Origin of the sequence: Olleya sp. HaHaR_3_96 (assembly GCF_019278545.1) — a bacterium.
Lineage (GTDB): Bacteria > Bacteroidota > Bacteroidia > Flavobacteriales > Flavobacteriaceae > Olleya.
In genome coordinates this window covers 1,027,372-1,039,831 of sequence record NZ_CP058987.1, presented here as the reverse complement: position 1 = coordinate 1,039,831, position 12,460 = coordinate 1,027,372, and the positions used below count along the sequence as shown (strand labels likewise).

Sequence of the window (12,460 nt, the reverse complement as noted above, 5' to 3'; positions counted from 1 at the left end):
CTCTATTCTTTTTTATTTGGTTGTAAGATTACCCAATTTGATTTAATTTTATAAAATGTATCCTCTTGCGCTCGTTTATAAAAACCTTTACAACGCACTCTTATAAGTTCTTCTCGTAAATTATTTGATATAATGTCTAAACCTATAATATCAAACTGAAGTTGTTCTTTACGTTTTAAACTCACCTCATAGTCCTTTAAATTACTTGGAGGAACAGGTGGCGCAAGTAAAGGTATTATTGTATTACGATTATTACTAATTTTCTCAAGTTCCAAACTTAATGTTGCCGTTTCCCAGTCAAACTGATTAACCGAAATCACTGTATCAGATTGATTGCTAATAGTAACGCTTCCTTTTAATTTTGAACTATTAACTACAACTAACTCGACTTTTATATTATGGTTTTCCATATCACTTTTACAGCATATAAAAAATAGACTTACTATTAGAACTAAACTTTTTAATCTATTACTGTACATTGTCCTTCTGGTATATTTAAAGTAGATTCCCAGCTTGTTTTATTAACCGTCTCCATATCAAAAATTATTTCACTTTAACCTTAATTGCTTCACAAATAACAAAAGCATTGACAAGTAGCTTCCGACTAAAACCTTCATATGAACCAAATGTTATTTTATCACCTCCCAAAATTATTCGTTTTTAATACAACATAAACTTTATAGACAATTCTAGTCCACTTGTTTTAAGTAATATTGTTTTTTCATAAAAACGAAATAAAATAGGAATTAAATAGTTTATATTAAACCAACTAAATCTACAAATTATTAAAACTCATCTTTTTTTTCTAGCCTTTTTTATTCTGTTACTTAATTGTAAAGACATTGAGAACAAACAAACGACTGTAAAACCTGAAGTCTCAATAAATACGATTAAAAACATACCTATTAAGAATAAGATAAGCAAAACAGGTTTAGACAGTGTTACACTGGGTATTAATTTTAAAGCCAACGGAAACTATACGCTTTTAAAGTCCCGCATTAGCGCAGATAAAAGTTACTTTAAATCCCTATACAATACTGATAACAAAAAAGCAATAGACTCAGCCTCCCACTACCTTTATGATAAATTAATTAATGTTATAACACCACATTGGTATGGTACTACTTGGGATTTTAATGGCTACACCAACACCCCGAATGATGGTTTAATTGCGTGTGGTTATTTTGTGTCAACCACTTTAAAGCATTTAGATTTTAAAGTAAATAGATATAAAATGGCACAGCAAGCGGGATTACAAGAAGCTATCGCATTGCAACCAAAAAACGAACTAAAAATATACTCAAAGCTTAGTTTTAACACATTAAAAGACAAACTAAATCAAGTCTATAAAAACGGAATTTACTTTGTTGGACTAGACAATCATGTCGGGTATGTTTTAATAAAAGACAAGGAGATTTACTTTTTACACTCTAGTTATTGCGATGATAAAGTGGTCATTGAGTTGGCTGAAACCTCGCCCTGTTTTCAATCTAATTTATACGTGTTTGCTGAAATCACAACCAATGCTAATTTAATTAAAAAGTGGATTTTTAGTGAAGCATTAGTCATTCCTAAAACATAGCATATTAATGAAATTCACTTCTACAGTACTACTGATCTTATGGTGTTCTATTAGTAGTGTCCTCAAAAACAATTATATTATTGCTATTGCCTCACCAAAAATAGAAATCGTTAGCACATTTAATGATCAAGACATTGTTTATCGAGGCATCTTAAATCCAATACACATCACAATAGAAAACAATTTACCTTATCAAGCTGTAGGTGAAGGATTAATAAAAATTGATGATTTAGGCAATTACAAACTAGCACCTAGAACAGGAAAAAAAATAACGATTACCGTCACAGGTAAAGCCTTAAACGGAACCCCTTTTACAACATCAAAAACATTTGAAATAAGAAACATTAGTTCTGGAATTAGCCAGTTTAACGGAAAACATTGCAAAAAATGCGAACTAAAACTGACAAGAAAGGAATTAAGTAAAGGTGTTGTGTCTTACAATTTTCCCGAGTTGTTAATAGATGGATTACAAACTGAAATTATTAGTTTTAAAATAAAACTACCAGGCAGGCCTACAAAAAAAGTAATCGGAAATAAAATAAAGTCCTCCGTTTTAATCACAGATATTCTCAAAGCAAAAAGAGGTAGTCAAATACAACTATTTGAAATTCAAATAAAATCAAATCTACCAGCAAGAGTATGTAAGGTCTCTCCAATCATAATTAGGTTAATAGATTAACCTCCCAAAAAAACACCTTGTAACGACTGACTTTACAGACTTGTTTACAAAAACCTATACAATCTCCATCTTCTTCAATAAGAAACTCGCATTCATATTCTGACAAATTCCTTTTTTAAAGGTATAATCAAAATACAGCTCATCAGCAATGATTTGCGCATCAAAATAGTAGTTTTTAACTTCTTTTAAATGGTCTTCAATTTCACATAAACTCAAATCATGTGTCGCAATTATACCAGTTGCATGACTTGCCACTAACTTTTCTACAAACTTACGTGACCCAATAGCTTTATCTGTACTATTGGTCCCTTTTAAGATTTCATCTAAAATAATAAAATAATTATCCTTTTTAATGGCGTCTACGATATACTTTAAGCGCGTTAATTCCGAAAAGAAGTAACTACTATCATCCGTTAGCGAATCGCTTGTACGCATACTTGTAATCAATTTTACTGGACTATATACGGATGAGTTTGCACACACCGGCAGTCCAACATTAGCCATAACTATATGCAAAGAGACGGTACGTAAAAAGGTACTTTTACCAGCCATATTGGCGCCTGTAATAATAAAGAATTGCTGATTTTTTATTTCAAAATCATTATCGACACGCTTTTCTGATTTTAATAAAGGATGCCCTAATCCCGTTACGCTTGTATCACTGTTTTTAGCCACTATTTGAGGAAAAACATACTGTTGATGATTAAAACTATAGTTACCTAAACTATTATAAGCATCAAAAAACGCGACTACTTCAAACCAATCCTCTACGATATCACTATAATTTTCCAACCACTGCTCTATCGCGTAGGTGTTTTTGATATCAGTTAAAAAATACCCATTCCCAAATAGCGCCGAAATTAAATTACTTCTATTATCCAAAGCATCCATAGCCTTAGAGAGTTCTTTTAAAATTTGAGAGGCTTTTTTGTCTTTAAGTTGAATTTGAGCTTGTTTCTCCAATAATAATGGAGCAGTAAAAGTTTCATTTTCAATAGCACTTAATAGCACCGCGTATTGTCTGAAAGTATCACGCATTTTATCTGTATTTGCAGATAACACATTTATTTTTTTGACATAACGCCCTGTAATAACTAAGCCTACCAACAACCAATAACCAGTGATAGCGATAGGGATTAATTTCGCGATAGCTAAACCGAAAATAATCAGAGTTAAAACTGAAATAATTAAAGGTATCGTTTTAAAAAATTGAGGTAAAATAGGTTGGTGTGATTTTAAAAACTCAAGGATGGTTGTGGCTTTAGTCTCAACTTTAATTAGTCCTGCATTTGCTTGAAATTGTTGTCTCCAATCTGCTTTAGAAGCTAACTCTTTAATCGCCTCTTGTCTTAACACGATAGCCTCTGTAGCATTTGCCTTTAAACTATTAGCTAAAGCTTGAGAACCATCATCAATAGTTGTTCTGTTTATAAATTGGTAAAAACTACCTCTTCCAAACAAATCAATATCTAACGCATAATTATGGTTTGGATCTTGAAACTGAAGTCCCCCCTCACGATCAAAAAAATCTCCAGAATTAATCTTTAATTCCTCTTTATTAATAGTTACTAATTCTTTTTTTAAATTATACGTCGCCTTGATTGTCGTATATTTTGACAATAAAAAAACAAAACCAATAGCCCCCGCAACTAAAACACCTGCAAATAAAGGCCAAGACCCAAAGGTAAAATAACCACCAACTGCTGTTGCTACAAAAACTAAAAGCCTTGCAACACTTAAAGAGGTTAATTGTTTATACAGTTTTGAAACCTCTGCTGTATAATTAGCGATATTAGCACTGTAATAAGAATTAGAATCTGTCATTTATATTATAAATCTAAATTATCAAATTGATTAAACACAGTAATTATAGTTTGCACTGCATCTTTGTAAAACTGTTGATTAATATTTTCAAAATCATCTGTAGGCTCGTGATAATCTTCATGGTCAGCAACTCCAAAATAGACAAATGGAATTTCAGCTTTATGAAATGCTGCATGATCACTTGAAAACGTCCAATCTTCTGCTTTGGTTATCCCTTCATGATCTATTACTAATGCGACACCTCCTATAGCTTCAAAATTTTCAAGTGTTGGTTTTAAAATGGGATAGTAACGAGACCCAACAGCAAATAACTGCTTATCCTCGCTTCTACTAATCATATCCATATTTAAATTAAGTACTACGTTTCGTTTTTGCACAGCATTATCTTCTACAAAATGATACGCCCCTTTTAAACCTAATTCTTCAGCATCAAATGCCGCTAAAATCACATTATGTTTTGGAGGGTTCTCGGCAAAAGATTCCGCGAAAGCGAACAACGCACTAATACCAGAAGCATCATCATCTGCCCCATTATAAATTTTACCACCTTTAATGCCTTCATGATCGTAATGCGCAGACAACACAATATACTTATCATTTTTTAAAGTCCCTTCAATAACACCTAAAACATTAGCTGCTTCATATTTTTTACTTGTCTCAAAAGTAAAAGCCTGAATATAATTAGACACTAAAGGTTTAACTCCTAATTTTGTAAAGCGATTGATAATATAATCTCTGGTTAATTCTGCGCCTTTCGTTCCAGTTCTGCGACCTTCAAAAGCATCAGACGACAAGGTTTTAACATCTTCGAGTAACGCCGCTGTCGAAAACGAATACTGTCCTAAAGCAACTGTTTTATCGACTTTTTTTGGCGCTTCGGCAGTTTGTGTTTTACAACTAATAAGCGTGGTACTTAGTACCAATAAATATAGAGGGTAGAATCTTTTCATATTAAAAATAACAAGAAGTAAAATTAAGAAAAAAAAACAAGCTTATTGCTCGGGTTTTTATTTATTTAAACCGCACTACTATTGCTTTAATTTAACAAAACACCTGTAATAAAACGATCTATTTAACACGTCGGTTTATAGTCCCTTTTCAACAAAACACATCTTAAAAGCATGCCAATTAACTTAAAGACAACTTAACTTTTCGTCCCGGCAGTGCTTCCCATGCTGGATCGGATTTAGAAAGTCCGTCGGAACTAATAATCCAAATAATAGGCGTACGACTTTTTATATTTGGAGCTAGCGCATGTCCATCTGTAAAATACAATAATACATCTGGTCGATAGGTATTAGAAAATTGAATTGGTGGATTAAAGTTGGTACCTCCACCACCGCCAACAATAGCAGGAAGTATCCCTTTATAAGGATATTGCTCATGTATTTCGGTATCACATAAAACAATTCGGATATCAGGGCTTTGCTTCCAAACATAATATACTTCTGAAAAAAAACTACTCAAATCATTCTCATCAATACTACCGGACGTATCAATAGCAATTAAAATTTTTTGTTTTTGTTTTATTTTTATACCTGGTAATGTGCCATATCTTCGAGACGGCTTTTTTAACGTCGTTTTTAAATATGTTTTTCTACTATTTTGCATATAAAGACGAAGTACTCTTTTCCAGTTAACAACAGGATTTAATCTTTTTTCAACCTCAGTTAAGTACGAAATTAATTCACCTGGAAGATTACCGAAATCTGTAGTTTTTAATCTTTTTGCACTCATTTGCGCATAAGTATCTAATTTCTCTGCCGTTATCTGCTTTTCAGCACCGCTCTGTTGTTGAAAAGCAGACCAGCCCTTATGCTCTTCTAATAGTGTTGTTTTTTCAAATGTATCTCCTGTACTAGAAGATGTTGTTGAATTTAAAGGATACACCTCTTGTAAACGCTTATAATAATAACCAACAGACTCTTTTATTTTTAAGTTTAAAAAAGGAAAATCATCTAGTACTATCGCACGCTCATGCAACTGTGTGCTTTTTAAATATTGATTAACCACAAGGTCAGCCGCGATATGAAATAATTTTGCATTCCCATATTTTTTTATTGCATAAATATGTTTGAATACAATGTGCAGTATTTGATGTTTAATGCAACCAATTTTTAAATCAATAGACAAGGTTTTCCAATAATCTTCATTTACTTCTAAAAGAACACTACCCGTCTCTGTCAAAGTTATACTTGCCGTTTTTATTTTAGGATTACTTTTTCTTAATATATGTGTAAAAAAGTGCCCATAAAAAGGGTCTTGAATGATAAGTTTAATAGTCGTTTTAGAGATGTCTTGTATTATATCCATTTACATTTTTTGTAATAATAACTTACTTAATGCTGGGTCTAATAAAATAGATTTTACTGAGGTTGTTTTGGTTAAATCGCCCAACATAGACAAACGAATATCATTGGGTATAATTTCCATTTTAAGAAACAGTTTTACATTTTCTAATTGTGCTTTAGAACATTTTTTTTCTAATGATTTAAGATATAATGTTAAACGAGTACAAAGTGTAGCAAGAATATCTATTCGGTGTTCTGCTATAACTAATTCGTTAAGATGTGCTTCAACATCTTTAGCGAATTTTTTTGTATTTATAATTTCTTCCGGACTTATTAATTTACTTTGATTTTGCTGTACAAAAGAAATAAAAGCAGCACTGGCATTACTATCTAAACAAGAATCAGCTAACATTCTTACCAAAGGAAGTTCTTTTTTTAAATCTTTAATACTGGCAATTGAAGTAAAAAATTGAACTAAAGAACGTGGAGTTGTACGCTGACCGGTTACAATTTCTGGATAGGTCAGCACAAAATTAACCCCTCGTTGATCAACACCATTTTTAAGAGCCCATTCAGCCCAAGCCTGTAAATCAAATTCGGCTGTAATATGAAGCATCCGTGTTAACATAGCATCATCCATAGGGGTCACAGAATAATCACCACCATCAGGATTGGCTGTTAAAATAATATGCCACTGTTCTGGCAACTTCCAACTCGCTAATTCATGATTTTGAAGCAATTGCATGATGCCTCTTAAAATCCGATCATCTGCTCTATTTACATCATCAATTAAAAGAATACCTGGTTGATCTACAGTAGGCACCCAAGATGGAGGTACAGTAATCGTTTCATTATCTACAATTTTGGGCATCCCTAATAAATCACCCATTTCTTCAAATTGTGCTGGAGCAATGTATGTGAATTTATAACCGTGTTCTTTGGCAATACTTTCTACTAATTCTGTTTTTCCTATACCATGTTTCCCCCATATGCATACGGGTGTTTTTTTGCGATTAGAAGCCTTAGCTTGTTTATTTATATCCAGTGTATGAAGTACAAATTTTTCAATTTCAACAGTATTGGTCTTTGTGCCGTAATATATGTATTGATGTTGGTTGGTTGTCATAATAGTTTACCTGTATTTGTTTTCGACTCTTGTAATATTACAATTTGTTGGGAAAAAGTTTTTTTTCTGTTCTTTAATTTCCTCAAACTTATCATCCCACTCCCTAAAAACCATAATTTTACGAAGCTTACTTAACGCTTTTATTTCTTCAGGAACGCGTTCAAATTGTGTCATACTCATTTCTAACACTTCCAAAGTTGGTATTTGTGTTATAACACTCGGAAATGCCTCCAAATATGTAGGCAAACATAAATGTGTTAAGTTTTTAAATTCACGAAAGTTTTCTGGTAAATCTATGCCTTGATCATATAAATCAAGACGCGCTATAGGCAACTGAGAAAACCAATCTGGAAAGGCACTCCCTTTATTAAAATGGTTTCTACATATTAATGTTGAAAACCCTTTAAGCTCTTTAAGTTCTTCAGGTATTTTATGCAACGGAGTTATATCTAGTATGCCATTTTTTATGAGCGCTGTTAAAGCTTCCTCCCCTTTTTTCAACTCTTTAGACATTGAATAATACAGGTCTTTACACAATGCAAAGGCAATTTGCATTGTATCCATAACTTGTGTCTCTTTTAAAAAAGCATAAAATGCCTCATTACAAGGATAAATCTCATAATTACTTCCATGATTCCCTCCTAAGAACGTTAATAATTCTTTTGGGGCATTTTTCTTGAACAGGTTTTTAGCTTTCCTGTAATACTTTTGGTTATTATTATCTCTATTAAAAAAGATAAAGAGATCCCCCAATAGTCTTTTAGATACCCCATGTGTCTTCATCATTTGTATTGCCAATTCGATATTTTCAGAATTATTACTCAATAACATTTCTGATACATTTTCTAAAGCATCTTCATTCTCTTCATTTTTTTTGGACAAAAACTGAACATCTGTTTTATTTAACCATGCTAAAAAATTTTGCTCGGTACTAATTATTGATTTTGATTCCGTTAATTTTACAGTATCCAAGTTTGGTTCGTTGCATAAAATAACATGTGTTGTTTTGGATGTTATTTTTGTTTCATAGTTTACAGATAGATTATCTAAACGATGTGCAATATCATTTAATGACAAAACATCAAACTTCCCTAAGATAGCAATAACAGCGTTTTCTTCAATACTTTTTAAAGGTAACCACTTATTAAGTAGTTGTTGTGCATTTTTACGTACAGATTCAATACGATAATCTAAAGCGTCATATAACCTACTAATATCGTTTTTGGTAATGCTATCCGTATCGTTTTGTAAAAGAAAAAGATAAATTATAGCCTGTTCTTTTGTTATTTTTTTCCATTGAAAATCAAAAAACAACAAACCTACTTCTTGTATAGCTTCGGGTTTGTTGTTTTCAAAAAAGATAAAAGTTTTATCTAAATCAAATAATTCCTTTGGCAAATTTGTTAAGGTGTTATCTATTAACCTTAATTCTTTTAAGTTGGTTAACCTCCCTATTTCAGACGGTATCGCTACAGTAGACGCTTGTATCGTTAATTTTTCAAGGTCTGCAGTATTAAAAACAGAGCAATCTATAGCATTACTGTTTTTTATAATTAAATCTTTCATATTTAATAAACATAATTATACAAAGTACCGACCTCACAGTTAGGTAATCGTTTTTTTCCTTCTGCAACCCAATCTTTAGCTTTTAAATCACGACTACCAGAAATCACTAATTTTTTCAGGGACGTCATTTTGGATAAATTTTCATACACATTAAATTGACTTGTAGATATCGTTAACTCTTCTAACGTCTTTATTTTTGCTAAAATACCCGAACAATCATATGGGTTTTCTTCATTAAAACATGTAATATTTAATTTTTTTAAGGATTTTAAATCCCCAAAGCTTTCAGGCAGATTGCTAATGTCATTAGACATTAACCCCAAGTATTCTAAAGCATCTAACTCACCAATATCATTAGGCAGTAAAGTAATAGGGTTTCTATCAAATTTTAATATTCGTAGTTTTTTTAAATTAGAAATACCTTCTGGTATCACTGATATGGCTTGGCTAGAATCTGAATGACCTTTATCAAACGATAAATATTCTGTGTTCTTTAATTGATACACTTCTTTCGGGAATTTTTTAAAGGAACAAGAATTTAAGTCTATTTTAGTAAGATTTTTAAGGTTTGCTATTTCCTTAGGTAATGTTTTAAGACGCGTTTTAACTAAGCAAATGTTTTCTAAACTTACAAGTTTTGTCAAAAACACAGGGAATTCTTTTAATTTAAGGTGCGATAAATCTAACTTAGTAAGCGCCTCTAATTCACCTATTTCCTCAGGCAAGGTTCTTATATCACAATCGTAACCAAAATCTAAAACCCCATCCGCTACCAAAGTATTTAAAACCTTACTTTTTTGTTCTGATGTTCCATTTTCTAGAAGATAATCAACCCCTTTACCACTCAAAACAAAAATAGTATTTGCAAATTCTACTTCATTAAAACCTGCCAATTTTGGAATCTTTTGTATATACTCTTTTACTTTTTTCTCTGAAGCAGTTTTAAATCCATATTTTTTGGCAAATAGAGTTACTAGTATTTCATCCTCTACTCCCTTTATAAGAGCAAGTATATTTTTCTTATTGTCTTTATCTGAAGAATACTGATAATTTAAAAATAAACGCATTGCAAACACATTGGCAGATTGCGTCGCTTCAATCATTTCAATTGCCATGGTTAAGTTGGTGTCATCTGTACTATCTAATAAGGTTTTTATTTGCTGCGTCATCATCTCATTAAGCGCTACAGCAGGCGTGCTTTTTTTAGTATCTTCAGGTCTTATCTGTTTTTCTGTAACCCAACAGACCGTTTTATCTAATAAAGGAATAAGTTTGTCTCCTGGTTTTTCACCAATTAAAATGTGGGTTGTTTTTGCGCTCCATTTTTTAGCTACAGCATACCCCATGTCTTTAACTTCATTTTTTACAGCGGTAATACTTTTATCAAACTTCCCTAAAACCAAAACCTCAGAATTAGCATCCAAATCAACCGTTAGGTCTTGTTTATTAAGTCGTAATAAAACTTTATTTCGAAGCATACTTACCGACGAATTAAGTGCTAATAAAAAGTCTTTAAACGTTGCGTTTTTTTCAACATAAGCATCATTATCTTGTAAAATAGCAAGAAAAACGCCCATGATTCTTTTTTCCATCCTACGTTGTTTCCCTTCTTCAAATAATTTTGTTGCTTCTGTACTAGGAAACCCATTTTTATGCAAAATAATCCTATCTAAACTAGGCATCGTAAAAATTTCTTCTGGCAAGTATTTTATATTTGGGTTTTCAGAAAGTGTTAACTCACTTAGTTTTTTTAGTTCTGCTATTTCAACAGGTAAATGAGTTAAAGTAGTGTCTCTAATTTCTAAAACACATAAGTTAGACAAACTCCCTATTTCGCGATGAATGCTGGTAAGTACTTTAGCATGTTTTATAGTAAGTGTTATTAGATCTGAAAAACGCGCAATGTCTTTAGGTATTTCTTGAAATTTAAAGCTACCTAATTGAAAGTATTCTAAATTTTTCAACCGACCTAATGCTACAGGAAACTCTTTTAAAAATTTCAATTCTAAACTCACACAATCTATATCCATCTTTAAAAATTCCTCAGGAAAATCTTGAATTGAATTATTAGTAAGTTTTACCTTTTCTAATTTTTTAAATTTAGTAATGACTGTTGGAAACGTTTTTAATGCACCATCAAAACTGAACTGGGTGACATTAATTGCTTTCTTTAAAACCTCTTCAAAGCCCTTTTCTATTGGCATTTTATAAAATGAAATATCCTCAATCACCTCAGGATGTTCTTGTAGTATTTTACTTTTATAATGATGTAAATAGCGATTTTCAAAACTATACCTTGCCATCAGTTCTTTATAAACTGGTGTTTTTATCAGCTCCTTTAAATCACTATCTTCTTTTACTTTATATCTATCAAAACCATAATACAAGGCTTTTTCCAACCAGACATTAGCCTCGTCTAATTGGTTTTGTAACGCATATAAACAACATGTGTTGAAATAGGCTGTACTATGCTCAGGAAACCTTACAATCGCTTTATTTAATACTTTTAAAGCCTCTTCAAACCTATTATTATTGATATATAATACCCCTAAATTATTAAACGCCTTTGTTCCTGAATTTTCAAAAGCAATAGCCTTCAAATAAAAGTCTTCAGCAAGTTTTATATCTTCAGTATGATACAAGGCACCTAGTTTCAAATATGCTTTCCAAAGCGTGCTCTTTACATTTGCTTCTCCAATTGTAATAGCTTCTTTTAAATATTTATAAGCCGCGTCCCTTAAGCCTTGAACCTTTGCAATACTCCCGGCTTTAAAAAGGGCTTTGTAAGTCCCCTTTTTTTCGTAATACAAAAAAGCATTCGCATACTCCCTATTTTGGGTATATAGTTTAGCTAATACATAATAAGACTGCGCTCCTCCTTTTAAAAAGTACTGTTCCGCTGCTATTAAATCATGCTTCTTAAACGCTATTTTACCTGACAAGTGATTAGCCATCATCACTTCTTCGTCTGATAAATTTAAAGCATGTAACTGCTTTGAATACTCCATAGCAGCCATTAGCTCATTTCTTTCAATAAGGTCTTCTATAATTTTAACCCCATTTTCAAAATCTTCAATTTGAGTATTACTATTTTGTACTAGCGTCTTTTCCTCTCTAAGCGCTTCTGCTTTATCATCTGCAGCTATTGGAGTCGTTGACAGTGTAACATCAGCATCAACATACCCTTTTTTTCGTTTTTGCAGGGTTACTTTATTCGCTTCTTTAATACAGGTTTCTACATCGTCATGTGTTTTAGTTTTAGAAGTCCCTTTGGTTCCCGTTTTTCCATAAGTTACAGTATATGCATTACCTAATACTTCAATGTTCCAAAATTTATTAGACTTATCGTCCTTATATATAAGCGCGTATTTCATGGGTTTATTTTTATAATT

Annotated in this window: 9 protein-coding genes; 2 read left to right on the top strand and 7 right to left on the bottom strand. The window is 31.9% G+C overall.

Features of this window, described 5'->3' with window-relative positions; translation table 11 throughout:
- Positions 1-2 precede the first annotated feature (2 nt).
- Positions 3-410 (bottom strand): hypothetical protein, encoded by a 408-nt coding sequence (locus H0I26_RS04430; protein WP_218701190.1) that lies wholly within the window; start codon positions 408-410, stop codon positions 3-5.
- A gap of 824 nt (positions 411-1,234) precedes the next feature.
- Here H0I26_RS04430 and H0I26_RS04425 point away from each other — a divergent pair.
- Together H0I26_RS04425 and H0I26_RS04420 are read left to right on the top strand one after the other, a co-directional pair.
- Positions 1,235-1,582 (top strand): hypothetical protein, encoded by a 348-nt coding sequence (locus tag H0I26_RS04425; RefSeq protein WP_218701189.1) that lies wholly within the window; start codon positions 1,235-1,237, stop codon positions 1,580-1,582.
- A 7-nt stretch (positions 1,583-1,589) separates the two neighbouring features.
- A complete protein-coding gene (locus H0I26_RS04420) occupies positions 1,590-2,261 on the top strand; it encodes a GldM family protein (protein WP_218701188.1) in 672 nt (223 codons plus the stop codon).
- 54 nt (positions 2,262-2,315) lie between these two features.
- Here the strand turns inward: H0I26_RS04420 and H0I26_RS04415 are convergent, their stop codons facing one another.
- From H0I26_RS04415 to H0I26_RS04390, 6 genes are all read right to left on the bottom strand, one after another.
- On the bottom strand, positions 2,316-4,085 hold the full coding sequence (locus H0I26_RS04415) for a MutS-related protein (protein WP_218701187.1): 1,770 nt from the start codon (positions 4,083-4,085) through the stop codon (positions 2,316-2,318).
- Between the two features lie 5 nt (positions 4,086-4,090).
- Complete coding sequence (locus tag H0I26_RS04410; protein ID WP_218701186.1) at positions 4,091-5,035, bottom strand: M28 family peptidase; 945 nt, start codon at positions 5,033-5,035, stop codon at positions 4,091-4,093.
- A gap of 178 nt (positions 5,036-5,213) precedes the next feature.
- On the bottom strand, positions 5,214-6,398 hold the full coding sequence (locus H0I26_RS04405; protein ID WP_218701185.1) for a VWA-like domain-containing protein: 1,185 nt from the start codon (positions 6,396-6,398) through the stop codon (positions 5,214-5,216).
- Positions 6,399-7,502, bottom strand: a complete 1,104-nt coding sequence (locus tag H0I26_RS04400) for an AAA family ATPase (protein WP_218701184.1) — start codon at positions 7,500-7,502, stop codon at positions 6,399-6,401. It abuts the gene before it with no gap.
- Between the two features lie 6 nt (positions 7,503-7,508).
- Positions 7,509-9,068 carry a hypothetical protein gene (locus H0I26_RS04395; protein ID WP_218701183.1) on the bottom strand — a complete coding sequence of 520 codons (1,560 nt, stop codon included), beginning with the start codon at positions 9,066-9,068 and terminating at the stop codon, positions 7,509-7,511.
- 2 nt (positions 9,069-9,070) lie between these two features.
- Positions 9,071-12,442: a WGR domain-containing protein gene (locus H0I26_RS04390; protein WP_218701182.1), complete on the bottom strand. Its 3,372-nt coding sequence runs from the start codon at positions 12,440-12,442 to the stop codon at positions 9,071-9,073.
- Positions 12,443-12,460: the final 18 nt, after the last annotated feature.